Genomic DNA, 17,945 nt, shown 5'->3' with positions numbered 1-17,945 from the left:
TGCCTACAAGGTTTGATTATTTTTTGCCAATAAACTGCTAGATTGTTCAAGGATTTTTTGGCTCAAACCACTTTTTCGCGTGGTTCTGACACAAAGTGCTTGTGTAAAAGCATTACAATCTACCAATAAACTGACCACTTTTTTGGCGCGAGTAATCGCAGTATAAATCAACTCTTTGCTCAATAAATTTTTTGCATATTGATCCAGTACCACAGCGGTATGGGAAAATTCTGAACCTTGAGATTTATGAATGGTCAGCGCAAAGGCGGTTTCAATACTTTTGGGTAAGCGGGTGGCCAATACCCATTTTTCCAGACTCGGGAAATACACTTCAAACTGACGCTGCCCAAACTGCTCCCGTAAGAAACAGATGCCAATATCGCCATTAGACAAGCCTAGCTGATAGTCGTTATAACTCATCATGACTGGTCGACCGACATACCAGTCGCCCTGCTTCAACTGGCCTTGCGCTGCTAAAAAACGTTGTTCAATCTGCAGATTAATCTTGAGCAGGCCCAGATCACCAGAACGAATTGCCGTTAAAATACGATAATCATCAAAGGTTTTTACCACTTGTTGCACATACTGCTCAAAATCAGCTGAGTTCTGTTCCGTTTTTATGGCCTGTACATAAGCCCGATAACCATACATCAACTGGTCATAATACTGACTCAAGCTAGGCCCGTTCTGTTCGGGGCCAGAGAGCAGGTATTGCAGCTGCAACTGGTCAATCTCAACCTGATCCAAATCAATGGCTTTTAACTCACTGGCTGCCACCACAATTTGCTGCTCAAATTTCTGCAGTACAGCAGAGGGCTCATGATTCTGCTGGATAAACTCCGCCATTGCCCCAATTTTGGCTCCTGTCGCAAAACGCCGTGTAGTGATTAAATTGACCCGATTATCCTCCAAGGTCGCGACTTGCTGTAAATCTGCCAGCACTGTTCCGACATCGACAGAGGCTAACTGGTCTGCGTCCCCGAGTAAAATCAGCCGTGCCTGAGGCGGCACCGCCGCCAGTAACATCTGGGACAGACTTAAATCCAGCATCGAGGCTTCATCGACCACAATCACATCATAAGGTAAAGGCTGTTTGGCATGAAACCGCGGCTGTCCGCGAGTGCCCAGACCCAATAAACGATGCAGGGTCACCGGTTGTAACTGTTTTAAGGGTTCTAGCTCAAACTGTTGTAAGGCTTCACTGTGCAAGGCTTTTTGCAGTGCCTCTTTCATCCGCTGTGCGGCCTTTCCGGTGGGCGCCGCCATGGCGATCCGGATATTCGGCATAGCTTCAAATAAAACCGCAATCATATGTGCCAGCGTATAGGTTTTACCGGTGCCCGGGCCGCCGGTAATAATGCTTAAGGCTTGCTGAGCTACCATGTGCAGGGCTTTTTGCTGCTGTAAATCTGAAAGTAAACTACGATCACGTTCGGATAAATGAAGGGCGGCAACCGGCTGGTTTTTAATTCGCACAATATGCGCGGCTACTGCCTGCTCGAGCTGCCAGTAACGGTACAGATATAAATGCTGGTCTGCAAAAACAAACGGCGCGATTCCCATACTGTGCTGACGGCGGTCTAGTACCAGATTATGTAATAAGGCAATTTGCTGAGCATCAACTTCGATACAGCTATCACCCGCCTGCATCGCCTCAAGCAATTGCTGAATCAGCAATTTTGCTTCCAGATCTATTGGAGCTGTACTAAACGGCAGCTGACACAGATAGTCAATCCAGGCCATCAAACTGGCATTTTGCTGCGACACGTGATTCTGCTCACTTTCCACACAGTTATCCTCAAACTTATCCACAGGATAATTTTCTGTTTAATCTCTATATATTTTATAAAACCGCAAAATCATGCTGATTTTTTCTGCTCAAAATAGCCCAGTATTTGATCCAGTTGTTCGATAAATTCTATGCTCGGTTGCCAATAATAAGACCCTTGCTCTGCTTGTCCATTCATCCCGCGTAAATATAAATAGCTCGCACCACCGAGATGCTGCTGAATCGAATATTCCCGCATATTGGCACCCAGATAACGATGCAGTGCCACCAGATACAGAGCCGCCTGCAGCCAGTAACTCGACTGGCTCATATTCTGCTGAATCGCCTCAGCACTATAGTGCTGTTGATCCGGCCCGAGAAAGTTACTTTTATAATCGGCAATATGGTAACGCTGGCCATCAAAATACACCAGATCGATGGAACCGGTCAGATAACGTGCCGATTTGGCTTCATTAAAATCGTTCATGACAATGTCATTTTCGAGAAAAAGCTGATGGATTTGTCGAATCTGCAAAGGAGCATCGGTCAAGGACAGATAGAACGGAAATTCTGACAGATACTGTTTAGCCTGCAGCTGTGCTAAAGCAAAATCTGCCTGAATTGGAGTGGCCAGAATGTCATGTACCCAGGCATGCATCAGGTTCAGCAAAATATCTTCTGTGATCTCATCCAGCAGTCCATTAAAAGCAGTCTGAAAAATGCCATCTACATTCAGGGGTTCAGCTATTACAGCACGCGGAATCTGGCTCATTTCCTGTTCGAAAAACTGGATAAAGGATTCATCCTCCAGCCCGTCGAAATACACCTGAAACTGGCCTAAAAATGTGACTAAGGCTGAACGATCCAGCAGTGCCGATTGAAACAGCTGCTGCCATTGCTGGCGATAAGCTTCACTTTGGTCATGCAGGCGAATTCCGGTCAGTAACTTATAGTTCAGGCTGGACAGTACGCGTTGCATACTATGCTGTAATTCGTCTGTTTTAAACTCCATCCGGGCTACAGCCTGAAACAGGGTACGCAGATTGACTACTGCTGTCTGATAATACGGGGAAAAGGCCTGTTCCAGTACAGCACGCAAATCGAAAGCCTGCTCGAATTTCTCTTTCAGTTCCTGCCAGATGTGCGGTGCAGTATTTTTAAAACGGCGGCGGATTTCCAGATTCCAATAACTGCTGTCATGAAAATCGATATGTTCAAAAATGCTGTGCAAGAAAGTTCCGGCCACCGTGCCTTTGGGGAAATTCAGCTTGATCCAGTCCAGTGGCATGACCGCGGCCTGTTCTTCCAGACCAGTGAAATGGATTTCATCGGCAGCACTGTCCGGATGTTGCTGTGCATTCACCAGATCATCCTGCAAGACCTGCACATGTTGCTGATGCTGTGACAAGGCAGTAAAACTGGTTTTGGTCCGCGGATAAAACTGCCGCTCCGGTAAGGGTTGCGCCAGCATGTCTAGCTTATTATTTTGTAATTGCTCGACCAGTCGCGGCGGTTCCTGAGACAGTGGCTGCTCGACCAGACTTAAAGCATGTTCAAACAGTTGAGCTCCCTGACCACGCCAGAAAGCCAGACCCGAAGCGGACTGTGCGCTCTGATCCTGCAACATGGCATAGACCCGATGACTGGCACGGGTCAGCGCCACATACCAGAGCCGGTGGTTTTCGGCTGCATTTCTTGCTGCATTTTGCAGAATTGCCTGCTCCTGCAAATCCTTATGATTGACCGCAATCACCCGGGATTGTTGCAGAATATTGTCCTGCTCAGGCACAGACAGGGAAAAATTCAGGTTGCCTTTATTCACATCAAAAGCAGCATCGGCTCCCAATAAAAACACCACTTTAAATTCCAGACCCTTGGAAGCATGGATGGTCATCAGTTGAACACCATGATCACCGGACAGCTTGCGTTCTTTTTCACTGTCCTTGCCTGAAGGCGACTGCAGTTGACGCAAATACCAGTGATAGAGTTTTTGTGCCCCCTGATAATATTCGCTTTGCTGGCTCAGAATTTCGGTCAGATGACGCAGATTGACCACTACCCGTTCATTGTCCAGACTCTGGCTGGCGACCAGATTGGTCCAGACCTGAAACAGGTTCAGTGCATAATTCCATGCAGTCAGAAAACCTTTCTCAAACCACATTTCCCGAATGGCATCCAGGTCTGCGATATAGCGACTGAGGCCTTCACTCTGCTCCTGTAGCTCAATCAGCTTTTTCAGATTAAAGCCCAATAAGCGGGTCAGTAAGGCGCGTTTGACCTTGGCTTCATTGAAAGGATCCATGATCGCAGTCAAGACCGCCGCGACATCCTGAGCGACCGGACTGGCAAAGACACTTTGTTTGGACTCTTTATAGCAAGGGATACCCATACGCTGCAGGCGCTGCTTGACCTGCTCCAGGGCAAAATGTCCAAATCCCAGCACGGCGATATCATCTGCACCCAAGTTTTGCTTATGCTCTTGTTGCTGAAAGTAGAGCTGCTGCTGGGTGGACTGATTCAGCAGCACACGGATTTTCCAGGCCACCTGATCCGCTTCCACATCCGATTCACCTAGCTGAATCCAGCGTAAGGGCTGCGGGTTACAGGCGCCGGCATCGATTAAATCCGGATGCGGACGACTCCCGGCCTGAATCAGGGTGTACTGCACCTGTTCGCCAAAATCCATTTGCCGCTGGAACAGCGCATCCACGACCTCAACTAACGGCTTGACCGAACGATGGTTTTGCATCAGGGTATATTCGCAGCCCTGCTTATGCAGCACATCGGCATGTGCCTTGTTATAGGTGAGCATATCGCCGCCACGGAAACCATAAATTGCCTGTTTCGGATCACCGACCATAATCATGCAGCCGGACTGAACCCGGTTGGCATCACGCCAGATCTTGGCCAGCAGATCATCCTGGTCCTGGTTGGTATCCTGAAATTCATCGACCAGAATCAGCGGATAACGTGCCTGTACAAACTGGGCGAAGCGCTGTCCCTGCTGGCCTTGCAGCGCTTCGCCCAGTGTGCGGATTTGCTGGGAAAACGTGGTTTCACCCTGCTGCTGCAAGGTCTGTGGCAAACGGGTTTGCACACTTTGAATAATGTGATATTCCAAATAAGTGCCGAGCTGTTTCAGCTGCTCATCCAGATATTGCTTGACCTCACAAAGTACATCAATCGCCACAATCAGGCTGTGTTGCAAAATCAGCTGTTGTTCTGCATCCGGACAACTCTTGTTAAAAATTTGAGTGGTCGGCTGGAAGTCGGTTTTCTTGCGGCGTAAATGGCACAAATTCAATAAAATAACTTGTAATTCAGCATCAAAAAAGCTCATGGCACCCTGAGTCTTCAGGGCTGCGCTCCAGGTCATAAAGTTTTCACAAACTTCGGTTAACCTGGTCAAAAAACTCTTGTGAAAATACTTCGGAAAGTCCTGACAATAGCGCCGCATGGTTGCAAGATCATGCTCCTGAACACTCAACAACTGGGCAATACAGGCTTCTAATTTATTCAGGTCACATTCGGCTGGCTGGACTTTCTGGAAGTGCTGCCTGCTGAAATTCAGGGCATCACGCACCAGCCCGGTATAATGCTCCACCGGTTTCAGCAGATTCTGGACATAGAGATGATTGACCATATATTGCGGCTGCTGCTGGATCCAGTCACGCAGTACATCATGAATCAGCTGCTGGATATACAGGTCCTGATCTTCGGTCAGTTCTGCACGTTCAATCTTGCCACTTTCAAAGGCAAATTCACGTAACAGTTTCTGGCTAAAGCTGTCCAGGGTGCCGACAAACAGTTCATCCAGCTGGTTCAGTACCAGACGCAAACGGCGACGGGCATAATCCAGACGTGGACCATAATCTTTGAGTACCTGCTGAAATAGCGGATCGGTTTCGCTCTGGATTTTCACTGCAATTTCAACTGAATTGAGCTGCTGATGACGCTGGATATAAGCCAGCGTTTCCTCGACGCGTAGCCGTACCCGGTTTTTCAGTTCAGCCGTAGCCTTGCGGGTAAAGGTGGTCGCAATCACCTGATGGGGATAATACTGATCCAGAAAAATCCGCACCATCAGGCTGGATAGCGTATAGGTCTTGCCTGTGCCTGCCGATGCTTCAATCCAGTGCAGGCCACGGAACTTCATGTCCTGGATCGGATTGGTGGAAATAGCTGTTTGCATCTGCTGCTTTAAGAAAGTCATGCGGCTATTTCACCCATTGCAGATGTTGATGAATCGGCGCATACAGGCCATGCGCAAAATCATGGCAGCAATTTTGCAGGGCCAGATCCGGATCCTGATCCTGCAAAATAAATTGCCAGTCCTGATGCAACAGGCTGGATTCATCCGAAGCCAAAGGCTTGGCACTCTCATAGCTGTTGTTCCAGGCTTTCAGCAATTCCGGCATTTCCATAATAGTCATTTTGCCCTGTTCATTTTCGACCCATTGCCACTCTTTTTTCATCAATAATTCTGCCGGCAAGACCAGCGGCTGCTGTTGCCCCATTTCCCATGCCTTTAACCAGAGCTGCAAATAATCACGTGCCTTGCTTGAATTCAAGCCAGAAAACTTCATGGTCTTATTACTGAAAATGACAATGCGCTCCAGTTCTGGTGAACGTGCATCATCATTTAAATAAGCCAGCCACAACAGATATTCCAGCCAGATCTGGGCACGTCGTTTTTCTGATGCCGAGGAGGATTGCATACTCAGCCAGTAACTGCTGTGCGGGACTTTTGGCACGTTAATATGAATGATCAGTTCAGGACTTAACTGCAGGGATTGCTGGGTGACTGGCGTCAGTTCTTTGCCGAGTTGCAGCAAACGTTCTTGCAATACCTGCTGTTCCTGCTGGCTCCCCAGCCAGGTGGCTTGCTGGGTTTTACCCACCGGCAAACGGTCCAGCATCAGGTTCGGCTCAATTTCCTGCTCTTGTTGCAACAGGAAATCCCGCACCTGATATTGCTCCAGCTTGTTCAATAATAAGGGTTCCCGTGAACTCGGCAAATCGGCGTAGCGAATTATGGAAACTCCGACACTTTTCAGGAACAGGCGTGCCGGGAAAATCATATCCCGGATCCATTCATCGCCTTTGAGTACCCGGATTTCTTTCTGTGCCAGTGCCGGATAATGCGCATTGATCCAGCTGCTGCGCTTGCCTTCGGCGCTACGGATATATTCTGCCACCGCAAACCATTGATCCTGATAACGCGGTGTTTGCGCATCTGCAAATCCGACTGGATCAAAAGGTTGCAAGGGATGCACATGATAAAGCTGCTGGATATGCTGGGCGACCAAAAGACCATGGATCTCCACTGTTGCATCGACCTCGGCATCCGGCTGTTCGGACTGGCAGATCAGGGCGATATGCTGAACCAGCTCCTGCAAGGCAGTTGACGGATCGCGGGCCTCGCCATCATCCAGATCAAAGCCATTATAGAACAGCCATAAGTTTTCCTGCGCCAATAGCAAGGCATCCAGAAAAGCGCCCTGCTCGTCATCCAGACGGGAACGATCGCCAAGTTGCGGCTTCAGGCTGCGCATCAGATCAAAGGGTACCTGTTGATTCCGGCTCGGAAACTTACCGCTATCCAGATTCAGGATCACCACCAGTTTATAAGGGAGTGGCCGGATCTGGCCAATCTGGCTAAAAGTAATCTGTCCGGTCGGTTCTGCCTGATCCAGCTGCATCTCTAAAGTATTCTGAATTTCTTCTAGCACATAAGGCAGAGGCAGACTGAGTGCCACCAGTTCCTGGCTGGCGTGCGGATCATCCTGATCATGATAATCGGCCAGCGTCAGCATCCGCATTTGCTTGTCGATAATCTCGGCAACGGTTTTGAGCGATTCCACTCCAGCATCACGAAATTCATTCAGATCGGCCCGCAGATATTCCAGCCAGGTCTTCACCGGCGTGCGCTGCCCGGTTTCATGTAAAGTCAGCCAGTCACGGCGCTGCACCAGATCCTGATAAATCTGGATCAGCGTCGAAATCAGCGGGAAATCACTGGTCAAAACCTTGGCATAACTCAAAGTATTCTCAAACATCGTATGTTCAGGAATCGCCAAGCCCAAAGCCAGACGGTCTAGCGCGAATTTAAAGCTGAAACGGTAATCTTCATCGCCTGCACTCAGACTTTGCTGTAAATGCTGCTGGTCCAGTCCACGCTTGAAGCCGGCATCTGTCAGCAACTGCACCATCCGCTCTACATTGCCATAGTCCAGACCATAACGTTGCTGGGTGGCATTTAGACTGAGCCAGTCGGCAAAATCTTCAATACTGAAACGGCGACGTACCCACTGGATCCGGCCGAGTACGGCACGCCAGGCATTGCTGACATCCAGACGCGAAACACCGGCAATCTGGATCGGTAAATACAGGCTATCTTTCTGCAGGCGTTTGCTGCCGGTCTCACGCTCACGCGGTGGTGGTGCAAAGACACTGCGAATTGCCGGTTCCAGTTCTTTCAAATTCGGGGTCAGCACCAGAATATCACTTGGCTGACGTCGAGCCTGGTCATTGCCTTGAGCCAGCCAGTGAATCAGCTGTTCTTTGAGGACTTCCAGCTGGCGCAGTGAAGAATGGCAGACATGAATCTGTACTGAATCATCGTCAGGGCTTAAAGCATATTGATGCTGCTCGGGCTCGAGCAGATACAGGATATCTGACTGGATTTTATCCAGCAGTTTATTCTGATATTCATCGACAAAGACATCGGCCCAGAGACCCTCTTCACCCGAAGACAGTTTGGAAAGCAAAGAGAAATGATCACGCGCCTGTTTGCCAAATCGGGTCAGGAGCGGATGCCGGGATTCGCGGTCTTCGGCATTAAAGTTGAGCTGCTTGATCCTGAAGTCTTTAATTTCAGCATCATTCGGCTTGCGATTACGGGTTTTTTCAAAGCGCTGAATAAAGCGCTCTTCCCGTTGCAGATCAAATTTGGCTTTCCAGTCCGGATCGACACTGTCGGCCCAGTATTCCTGCGAAGGGTTAAAGTGAAAAATATAGATATCAATGTACTGGCCCAGACGGCGTAAAAAATCCAGCTGGCTGGGTGGCAGTTCCAGCAGGCTAAACACCACAATCTGCGCCGGCAGTTGTTTCAAGGCTTGGGCGCGGGTTTCTTCATTTTCCAGCCGCTCCCAGTACAAACGCTCAATCTCCAGGATTTTGGCATAGTCATCCTGAAATACATGCTGCCACAACCAGCGTTGCCAGGCTTCCAGCTCACGCGCCTGAATTTTGACAAAATCCGCCACCTGCATCTCATGGCCATTTTCATCTTTGGGGCTATAGATCATCTGCTCGATATCGAGTGCAATATCCTGTCCCCAAGCCTCCAGCCAGTTACTTGGGCAACTACAGTGGTTTGGAGGACAGTTACGGGCACAATAGCCACGATAATCCATATAATGACTGAACAGGCGCGACACCTGTTCGGCCACCCAGTACAGCATGCTCTGTTTTTTCAGCTGTTTCTCTGTACCCTGCTCCAGCCGGTCAGCACTGTCATAAATCCGCTTCACAATAGAATACAGGGGATGATCCACATCTAAGGAAATCTGTTCTGGCAGAATATATTTGCGCAGTGCCTGAAATACCCGCCATTTCATAATAATGCGCGGAATATTGGCTTCACGCACCTGTTCAACCTCTTTGGGAGCATTCAATACCCACTGATAAGAGGTCCATTGAAAGGCGCGAATCCGGTGATGAAACTGGGTATTGGCGCTGATCCCTTTTTTTTCGGCAATTTTCTGGGTCAACCAGCTTTCTACTGCCGGAGACGGCACAATAAAGTGCCGGGTTTGTAAAACCTCAAACGGATTCCGAGCAGTCTGGTTGACAATATGCAGCATACTATCCAAAAGCACATCGATACGTTGACTCTGAATAACATGTATGGCCATTGCTTCCCCTGAAGTGTTGAATGTGGTTTTACTACAAAACGATAAAGATTATTTACTATACATCCCGAGCGCTCTATGACACTTTAAAACCACACTTCAGTCGAAAAATTTCTTTGAAAAAAGCATCTTAAAGATGCTTGAATAGAAAAAAACAACATAGAGCTTAGGTAGTGCCCATGAAATTAGATAAAATTCCTGAACGTCTCGACTCGAGCCTAGATTTGGAACAAATCCGTGACGAATGTCTGGAGCTCACCAAAAAACGCGCCTACTATTCTGCCGGTGCCGCTGTTATTCCAGTGCCTTTTATGGACGTGGTGATTGATGTCGGCATCTTGTCGCAATTGATTCCCGAGATCAATGCCCGCTTCGGCTTGGCCCCTGATCAGATCAGTGTCTATGACCCGAAAACCCGTCAGATCCACTGGCAAGAGCTGCGTAAACGTGGCGTAGAATTTTCTGGTCTGGTGGTCGCACGGACGGCAGTTAAAAAATCTTTGAACAATGTTGCAGCGAAAGTGCTCATAAAGCAAGTGACAAAATTCATTCCGCTGGGCGGTCAGCTAGTCGCCGCAAGTCTAGGTTATTTTGTCATGAAAAAAATTGCCGATGCCCATGTACATGACTGCTATCGCACGGCTAAAAACATCCAGCAAAAACAGCTAGCTAAAGGTTAATCCTAGCTAAGCTGAATACTTCAAGCTATTTACTTCCTTCGACTTCAGGCAGATTATTCTGCCTGAAGCTGTTTTAAAATGGCCTTTAATACTTCAACCCGTGCGGTATTTTTATCATCGGTCGCAATAATGTGCCAGGGCGCATAATCGGTTGAGGTCCGTTCAAACACGTCTGCTGCCGCTTTCAGATAATCATCCCAACGCGCCCGGTTTCGCCAATCTTCTTCGGTAATTTTAAAGCGTTTATGAGGCGTTTCTTCACGTGCCTTGAAACGCACTGCCTGTTCATCTTTGGAGATCGCCAGCCAGATTTTTACGATAACAGTTTGATGCTTGACCAGGCTCTGCTCAAAACGGTTAATTTCTCCATAGGCACGCTGCCATTCTGCCGCGCTGATCAGCCCCTCTACCCGCTCGACCAGTACCCGCCCGTACCAGGAACGGTCAAAAATACAGATATCATCATCGATTTGCAGTTTGGTCCAGAACCGCCATAAATAGGGATGGCTATGTTCATATGTTTCTGGTGCCGAAATGTTGTAGATTTCATATTCACGCGGATCAAGTTTTTTCACAATGCGCTTGATGGCACCGCCCTTCCCTGCGGCATCCATGCCTTCAAACAGAATCACCACATTACGCGGATCGGAACGCATGGCTTTGGCCACCTTAGCGGTTAACTTTTTCAGTTCCGGTTTATAATCTTCTGGCTTGGCTCGTGTCTTCGCAGGATGTTTTAACTGCTCGGGAATTTTGGCCTGTTTCCATTTCCCGGTGGCTCTGACCGGATGATCCGGACAGTTTTCCATAGCATTCAGCAGGTACTGGGCAAATTGCTGGTCACGCTGCTTTTCATTTTTGCTGTCGATAATAAACCAGTCATCGGTAAAGCGCTGACGTAAACGCTGCAAGGTTTCGTACTGTTTTCTATTGCGCCAGTCCACACCCTGCATCTGATGCCAGTGGGTTTCACTTGGATCCATGACCTTTAAACGTTTTTGCAGATCCTTCCAGGACAGGTTGAACCAGACCTTGATCACATCAACATAGTTGTTTTTCAGGTCCTGTTCAAAGTCCTGCATCTCTTTCAGGTATTCATTAAACTGTGCATCATTGATTGGGTTTGACGCCCGCATCGCGCTGTTGAGCAAATCAGTGTACCAGTTGCCAAACAGCACGACGATCTGTCCTTCGGCCGGAATAAATTGCGCATAAGGCTGCCAGAAAACCTGTTTGGGACTTACCGCTTGTGGCTCATCGGCTTTCACTCTCAGATAACGCGGGTCGACCCATTCACGTAACTGTTTGACCGCTTCGCCCTTGCCGGCCAGCTCAATTCCGTTGACCAGCACCAGCAGGCTTTTGGCATTTTTCTGGCCACGCGTTTTTCTTAAATCATATTGAGCATCAATCAGCTCGACCGATAACTGGTCTTCATCCATTAACTGAAATTGTGGTTGTTCCATCTGCATCTTCAACCTTTATCTTTTATTCTTGTTGCAAGTATAGCGAGGAGTTTTGGGCCAAAAATAGCTCTGGCAACGTTTTTCACACGATTAAATTGGTTATTTAAACAACACATTGACATACAAATGCCCGATCTCTGTTCAATTTGTCATAGCAGGATTGCCCGACAGCCTCTAAGATTCTTGCATCCACTCACTATAATTGAAGACTCATGTCCAAACTTGCCGTTCTCGATGATCTGTTAGAGCATTATTATCAGCTGAGTTATCACACCCAGCCTGACATTCTGAGCCGTTTACAGGATGTGCAAGCCTGGCAGAAAGTTCGCATGCAGCGAACCCATCGCGCATATTTTGCTGAAAAACAGAATCAGCTGATGGCTGAATATTTCCTGAACCGTCTCTACGGTGGAGCGGAATTTGATGCACTGGCAGAACAGATTGCCCGGCTGATGAAATATGCACATAAGGCAGAAAAAGTCATTCCAGAAAATGCAATTAAAACCGGGACCTTGGGTGTAGAGCTGGCCATATTGGCAGTACAGCTAGATGAACAGGTCGCGATCCAGCTATTGCAGGATTATCATCCGCATGAACCGCTCACTGATGAAATGATGCGCCTCACCTATTTAAAACTGGATCAGGGCGAGGCACGCTTGAAACAGTTGGCCCTGCTGGATCAGCTGGGCATGAGTCTGGACAAATACATGCGTTCATTTGTGGTCTATGCAGCCTTCAAGATGTGTAAGGGCGCGGCGAATAAATACAACTTTCAGGTGATGTATGAATTTATGCAGGATGGTTTCCTGGCAATGAAGCCACTCAAGTCGGCAGAAAAATTTGTCCGCGAGTTCACTGCAACTGAACGCCAGATTATTGATAAAGTACATTCCGGTGATCCGCTGCCGTTTCAGTAAATACCCGATGAGTATTTCTGCCAAGCGTGAATTTTTCTGTATATTATTCATAACAATTGCATCATGATTGCTGAATAAGCGCTTAGAATCTGTCATGATGCAGACAATGCAAGATTAACCCGATTGATATGTTAGGAGTGACTCCAATGTCGAATGAAAATACAACGCCTACCCCTACCCCCGAGTCGGCACAACAGACAGACAAAGTGAGTCCATTCTTAACTGAACCTCTTCCCCAAGGTACCCCGCAAGGTCAGCAACAATCCCTCGAACAACGCCTGACCGACACACCTGTGACGGGTACTGTGCCTAAATACAATCTGCCACGTGGTGCCAGTACCGGTAATGTCGGCGCAACCACGCACTTCGGCTATAAGACTGTAAACAGCGAAGAAAAAGCCCAGAAAGTCGCTGAAGTGTTCCACTCGGTGGCCAGCAAATACGACATCATGAATGACCTGATGTCTTTCGGTATTCACCGTCTGTGGAAACGTTTTGCGATCAATATGTCAGGTGTACGCCGTGGCCAGCATGTGCTGGATATTGCTGGCGGTACGGGTGACTTAGCCAAAGTCTTTAGCCGCGAAGTGGGCCCGACCGGTCATGTGGTGCTGTCTGATATTAACGAATCGATGCTGAATGTCGGTCGTGACCGTCTGATTGATGCGGGCTGTACCAACGTCGATTTTGTATTGGCCAATGCTGAAACATTAGAACCATTTGCAGATAACAGTTTTGATCTGCTGACGATTTCTTTCGGACTGCGTAACGTGACCGATAAAGACGCTGCACTTGCTGCGATGTACCGTGTACTCAAGCCAGGCGGTCGTTTGCTGGTCTTGGAATTCTCTAAACCGGTATTTGAACCTTTCTCCAAGCTTTATGATCTGTACTCATTCACGGCCTTGCCAATCATGGGTAAGATCATTGCCAATGATGCAGAAAGTTATAAATACCTGGCTGAATCGATTCGTATGCATCCAGATCAGCGCACCTTAAAAGGCATGATGGAAAATGCCGGCTTCCAGAACTGTGACTACCACAATCTGACGGGTGGAATCGTCGCAGTTCACCGCGGTTTTAAACTTTAAGGTTGATTCCCTATGTGGTCAATTCTGGCACTCGGTGCTGTTGAACGCGTGATTCACCATATCATTGACCTGGATGCGATAACTCGCCTTCAGTTGAATGCCTTGTCCGGCAAAATGCTGCGGGTGGTGATTGCATCACCGCAGCTCTCGGTCGATGTTTATTTTGATGAGGGCAAGCTTCGTCTGGAACCGACAGCGACCGGTCATACTGAAGCATCTTCAATCTTTGAACAGCGTCCATTTGATGCTGGCTCACCTACAGTTACCGAAGCGACTGCAACCTTGCAGGTCAGCAATGTGGTGGAATTACTCAAACTGCTGCTGTCCGATGAAGTGGGCAATATTCCACTGCAAGGTGACTACAAGTTACTGCAGGAAATCCAGCGCATCATGCAACAGGCTGAACTGGATCTGGCAGCACACTTAAGCCCCTGGATCGGCCCGATACTGGCACATGAGATTGGTAAATTACAGCGACTCCCTGAACAGCTGAAACGCACCTTGCAAAGCCAGTTGTTCTTTGCCGAAGATGCTTTAAAAGAAGACAGCGGTCTGTTTGCCCCACGCTGGCAAATGGACGACCTGAATCAGGACACCCGTATCCTGAATCAAAATTTAGATCGGGTTGAAGCTAAAATCCAGCAACTTCAGGCCCAGATCGACCCCTCAAACAACTCCACTCAAGACTAGGTACGCCGCTTTATGATTCCGCATGTTTCACGTTTACTCGAACTTTGGCGCATCGCCGCGCACTATCGACTCGACACGTTGTTTCCTGCGGAAGAATTACCAGAAAAAGCTCGGCATGTGCTGTCGCTGATTCGCATGCATCCGGCGGCCTGGTCCAGCAAGGAACGTAAAAACCCGCTCAAGCTGAAACTGGCTTTAGAGGACATGGGACCACTGGCGATCAAACTGGGACAACTGCTCTCGACCCGTCGTGACCTAATCGCACCTGAACTGTTACAGCAACTGGTCTTGCTCCAGGACCAAGTCAAACCCTTTGACAATGATGTGGCACGCATGCGCATTCAGGAATCGCTGAAAGCTGATGTAAACACCCTGTTTGCCCGTTTTGACACCCAGCCCCTGGCTGCTGCCTCGATTGCACAGGTGCATACGGCTGCCCTGCACGATGGCCGTGAAGTAGTGGTTAAGGTGACCCGTCCGAATATTCGCCAGCAGATTTTGCAGGACTTTGAAATTCTGCAATGGCTCGGTCAATTTCTGGAAAAACGTCTGGAAGCAGCACGTGCTTTACATTTGTCTGAAATTATCCAGGATTATCGCCAGATCATTTTAAATGAGCTGGATCTGACACTGGAAGCGGACAATACCCGCCGTATGCGCCATCACTTTACCGGCTCTAGCATGATGTATGTGCCGGAAATTTACATGGACAGCAAAGATGTGCTGGTGGCCGAGCGCATTACCGGTGTGCCAATTTCAGATATCGCGACCTTTGACCGACTCGGCATGGATCGTGCTGATCTGGCACGTAAAGGCCTGACCATCTTCTTTACTCAGGTGTTCCGCGATAACTTCTTCCATGCCGATATGCATCCAGGAAATGTCTTTGTAGAAACCATTAATCCAGCCAATCCGCGCTTTATTGCGCTGGACTGCGCGATTATGGGCGAGCTGTCCAAGCATGACCAGATGACGGTAGCACGCATGCTACTGGCGGTCATGAACAGCGACTTTATGCAACTGATTCAGGTGGTGCATCAGGCCGGCTGGATTCCACCGGGTACTGATCAGGATGCTCTGGCCCGTGAAATGCGCCGCAGTGTTGGGCCGATGGTGTCCAAACCGATGCATGAACTGGACTTTGCCGGCATTCTGATTGAAGTGATGGACATTGCGCGTCGTTTCCACCTGGAAATTCCACCGCAACTGATGCTGCTACTGAAAACATTAGTCCATGTCGAAGGCTTGGGAACCGACCTGTATCCTGAACTGGATATCTGGAGTCTGGCCAAACCGATCCTGACCGACTGGATCAAGGCCCAAATGAATCCGCAAAAAAACCTGAAAGAACTGGGGCAAAAAATTCCCGATCTGCTTTTAGGTGCACAGGATTTACCGACCTTGATGATCGACAGCCTGAATGGCCTGAAAAACCAGTCGGCCTGGCATGCAAAACAGCTCAATGAACTGCAAAGCATGCGCCTGCAAATGGAACTTCAGCAAAAACGCAGCTGGATGTTTGGCAGTATCATGGCCATTCTGCTTGCGATTGCCATTATTTCGCCATGGTTTATATCAGTGATTCTAATTGTGCTGGCAAGTGTGCTTGCCGTATGGCGCATCGCAAAATAAGTGATTTAAATACGCAAAAAGCCTGACCAAGTTCAGGCTTTTTTTATATCTGAAAGATGAGAATGACTGCAAAGTCACCTTAGGACATATCTTGCCATTGGGTCTAAAGACGCATCGCTTAAAATAAGCACACACTTGGCTGGTATGGCTTGAACCATGGTACAGATTTTACAAAAACGTGCGCCTGCGCTGACGATTCGTGCCGGGCATCTGGCACGTGAGCTGATTCTGAAAGAAGGTTTACAACCCGAACAGGTCGATATTGTTCCCGGTGCTGCGGGTGGCCCGAAAGGAATCGGCATTCAGGGTCTGGATCAGGCAATTTTTGGCGAGTTTTTCCCTCGTGCACCGCAACGGCGTACTCTCGTTGGTTCCTCGATCGGTAGCTGGCGTTTTGCCAGTATTGCTGCACATGGGGCTAAACACGGAACCGAGCGCTTAGGTGAGCTGTATACCAACCTTTATTTCCATAAAAAAATGACCCGTCAAGAGGTCAGCGAAGTTTGCCGCGGCATGCTACTGGAACTGGTACAAGGCAAGGAAACTGATCTGGTCAATCATCTGGATTATCATCTCGCCGTGATTTCAATTAAAGCCCAGCACATTTTCCAGAGTGACAAAGCACTCCCTTTGCTGGCTTCTGTAACCGGAATTGTCGGAACAACTGCAGTCGCACGTCGACACAGCCGTCATTTCATGCAGCGTGTGATTAGCCAGCCGAATATTGGTGAACAGTTTCAAATCGCTGAAGATGAATTTACTACGCATTATCATGCACTGACCGAACAGAGTGTCTTGTCCTGGCTGATGGCCTCGGCGTCTATTCCCGGGGTAATGGCAGCGGTGAACAATATTCCAGATGCGCCGCAGGGTTATTACCGCGATGGTGGCCTGATTGACTATCATATTGACCTGCCCTTCCAGAGCAAAGGAATTGTACTCTATCCGCATTTTACTGACAGCATCACGCCCGGCTGGTTTGACAAGTTATTTAAACGTACCTCAAATCCGGAAAATCAGGCACGAACCTTGCTGCTTTCTCCATCGCAGGAATATCTGCAAAACTTGCCTTTGGGGCGTTTACCTGACCGTAAGGATTTTACGCTCAAGGGGCTAGACCAAGCAGAGCGGATCAAACTCTGGAACGCCTGTATTGCGGAAAGTCAGCGTCTGGGCGATGAATTCCTGGAGCTGGTCGAGAAGCAGAGTTTTGATGAGGTGATGCAGGCCTTGTAATTGGCCGAAACTGCCCGATTATTTGTATAATTGCTTTAATTTTGTGAACTGTTGAGATTTATGCAGAAGTTTTTAGTGGTCCTGCAATACCTGTGTCTGGCCTTTGCCGCCTATCTGATCTACAGCGTGAGCATGGCTCTGTACACCCAGGATTTTGTCCTGATGGAACTGGTCGCTGATATTGGTACGATTTTGATCTGTATCGATCTAGGCGTATTTTTATTTACCAGTAAAACCAAACAGGGCATTACCATGGAAGAATATGCCAAACGACTGGAACAGCCGCCATCGAAACTGGTCTATGTGACACGAAAAATGGGGCATCTGGGTATTTTACTGATTATCACCAGCTGGATTGTGCCAATGATCAATTCATAAAAATCAGATATAAAAAACCTCCCGATGGGGAGGTTTTTTTATTCTTAGATTCTCAAATGAAGTGCAACAGAGATTAAATTATTGGAAAGAAGCAAGATGAGCTAGCATTTTGCTTCCGACCGACCAAAGTCAAAGTTGCATCATGAACTATACTCACCTTACCCAAGA

At 48.3% G+C, this 17,945-nt stretch carries 11 protein-coding genes; 7 read left to right on the top strand and 4 right to left on the bottom strand.

Annotation, left to right across the window (positions count from 1 at the left end; all coding sequences use genetic code 11):
- Positions 1-3: 3 nt before the first annotated feature.
- From recD to KUG37_RS11600, 3 genes are all read right to left on the bottom strand, one after another.
- Positions 4-1,788: an exodeoxyribonuclease V subunit alpha gene (recD, locus tag KUG37_RS11610; RefSeq protein WP_216936622.1), complete on the bottom strand. Its 1,785-nt coding sequence runs from the start codon at positions 1,786-1,788 to the stop codon at positions 4-6.
- 71 nt (positions 1,789-1,859) lie between these two features.
- On the bottom strand, positions 1,860-5,981 hold the full coding sequence (locus tag KUG37_RS11605; protein ID WP_216936623.1) for a UvrD-helicase domain-containing protein: 4,122 nt from the start codon (positions 5,979-5,981) through the stop codon (positions 1,860-1,862).
- Between the two features lie 4 nt (positions 5,982-5,985).
- Positions 5,986-9,690: an exodeoxyribonuclease V subunit gamma gene (locus KUG37_RS11600; RefSeq protein ID WP_216936624.1), complete on the bottom strand. Its 3,705-nt coding sequence runs from the start codon at positions 9,688-9,690 to the stop codon at positions 5,986-5,988.
- 176 nt (positions 9,691-9,866) lie between these two features.
- On the opposite strand from KUG37_RS11600, the gene KUG37_RS11595 reads away from it, so the two are divergent.
- Positions 9,867-10,367, top strand: coding sequence for a hypothetical protein (locus KUG37_RS11595; RefSeq protein ID WP_216936625.1), 501 nt, complete (start codon positions 9,867-9,869; stop codon positions 10,365-10,367).
- Positions 10,368-10,420: 53 nt separating this feature from the next.
- Here KUG37_RS11595 and KUG37_RS11590 read toward each other — a convergent pair whose 3' ends face one another.
- The gene (locus KUG37_RS11590) at positions 10,421-11,839 is read right to left on the bottom strand and encodes a phosphate--AMP phosphotransferase (RefSeq protein WP_216936626.1); all 1,419 of its coding nucleotides are present in this window, start codon (positions 11,837-11,839) and stop codon (positions 10,421-10,423) included.
- Positions 11,840-12,045: 206 nt separating this feature from the next.
- Between KUG37_RS11590 and KUG37_RS11585 the strand changes: the two genes are divergently transcribed.
- The 6 genes from KUG37_RS11585 to KUG37_RS11560 all read left to right on the top strand — a co-directional run bounded on the left by KUG37_RS11585 (position 12,046) and on the right by KUG37_RS11560 (position 17,777).
- A complete protein-coding gene (locus tag KUG37_RS11585; protein ID WP_216936627.1) occupies positions 12,046-12,750 on the top strand; it encodes a hypothetical protein in 705 nt (234 codons plus the stop codon).
- A gap of 146 nt (positions 12,751-12,896) precedes the next feature.
- Positions 12,897-13,841 carry a bifunctional demethylmenaquinone methyltransferase/2-methoxy-6-polyprenyl-1,4-benzoquinol methylase UbiE gene (gene ubiE / locus KUG37_RS11580; RefSeq protein WP_216936628.1) on the top strand — a complete coding sequence of 315 codons (945 nt, stop codon included), beginning with the start codon at positions 12,897-12,899 and terminating at the stop codon, positions 13,839-13,841.
- A 12-nt stretch (positions 13,842-13,853) separates the two neighbouring features.
- Positions 13,854-14,531, top strand: coding sequence for an SCP2 domain-containing protein (locus tag KUG37_RS11575; protein ID WP_216936629.1), 678 nt, complete (start codon positions 13,854-13,856; stop codon positions 14,529-14,531).
- Positions 14,532-14,543: 12 nt separating this feature from the next.
- A complete protein-coding gene (locus KUG37_RS11570; protein WP_216936630.1) occupies positions 14,544-16,163 on the top strand; it encodes an AarF/ABC1/UbiB kinase family protein in 1,620 nt (539 codons plus the stop codon).
- A gap of 156 nt (positions 16,164-16,319) precedes the next feature.
- Positions 16,320-17,399: a patatin-like phospholipase family protein gene (locus KUG37_RS11565; RefSeq protein ID WP_216936631.1), complete on the top strand. Its 1,080-nt coding sequence runs from the start codon at positions 16,320-16,322 to the stop codon at positions 17,397-17,399.
- A gap of 60 nt (positions 17,400-17,459) precedes the next feature.
- Entirely contained in the window at positions 17,460-17,777 is a 318-nt protein-coding gene (locus KUG37_RS11560) for a hypothetical protein (RefSeq protein ID WP_216936632.1), read from the top strand.
- Positions 17,778-17,945 lie beyond the last annotated feature (168 nt).

Origin of the sequence: Acinetobacter sp. BY419 (assembly GCF_019038395.1) — a bacterium.
GTDB lineage: Bacteria > Pseudomonadota > Gammaproteobacteria > Pseudomonadales > Moraxellaceae > Acinetobacter.
Note: the sequence above shows the minus strand (reverse complement) of the source record. Positions and strands in the feature narration are given on the sequence as shown.

Bases quoted from the DNA above. Each gene is read 5' to 3' on its own strand.
- KUG37_RS11605 (WP_216936623.1), bottom strand. From the start codon at position 5,981: ATGACTTTCTTAAAGCAGCAGATGCAAACAGCTATTTCCACCAATCCG.
- KUG37_RS11600 (WP_216936624.1), bottom strand. From the start codon at position 9,690: ATGGCCATACATGTTATTCAGAGTCAACGTATCGATGTGCTTTTGGAT.
- KUG37_RS11595 (WP_216936625.1), top strand. From the start codon at position 9,867: ATGAAATTAGATAAAATTCCTGAACGTCTCGACTCGAGCCTAGATTTG.
- KUG37_RS11590 (WP_216936626.1), bottom strand. From the start codon at position 11,839: ATGCAGATGGAACAACCACAATTTCAGTTAATGGATGAAGACCAGTTA.
- KUG37_RS11585 (WP_216936627.1), top strand. From the start codon at position 12,046: ATGTCCAAACTTGCCGTTCTCGATGATCTGTTAGAGCATTATTATCAG.
- ubiE (WP_216936628.1), top strand. From the start codon at position 12,897: ATGTCGAATGAAAATACAACGCCTACCCCTACCCCCGAGTCGGCACAA.
- KUG37_RS11575 (WP_216936629.1), top strand. From the start codon at position 13,854: ATGTGGTCAATTCTGGCACTCGGTGCTGTTGAACGCGTGATTCACCAT.
- KUG37_RS11570 (WP_216936630.1), top strand. From the start codon at position 14,544: ATGATTCCGCATGTTTCACGTTTACTCGAACTTTGGCGCATCGCCGCG.
- KUG37_RS11565 (WP_216936631.1), top strand. From the start codon at position 16,320: ATGGTACAGATTTTACAAAAACGTGCGCCTGCGCTGACGATTCGTGCC.
- KUG37_RS11560 (WP_216936632.1), top strand. From the start codon at position 17,460: ATGCAGAAGTTTTTAGTGGTCCTGCAATACCTGTGTCTGGCCTTTGCC.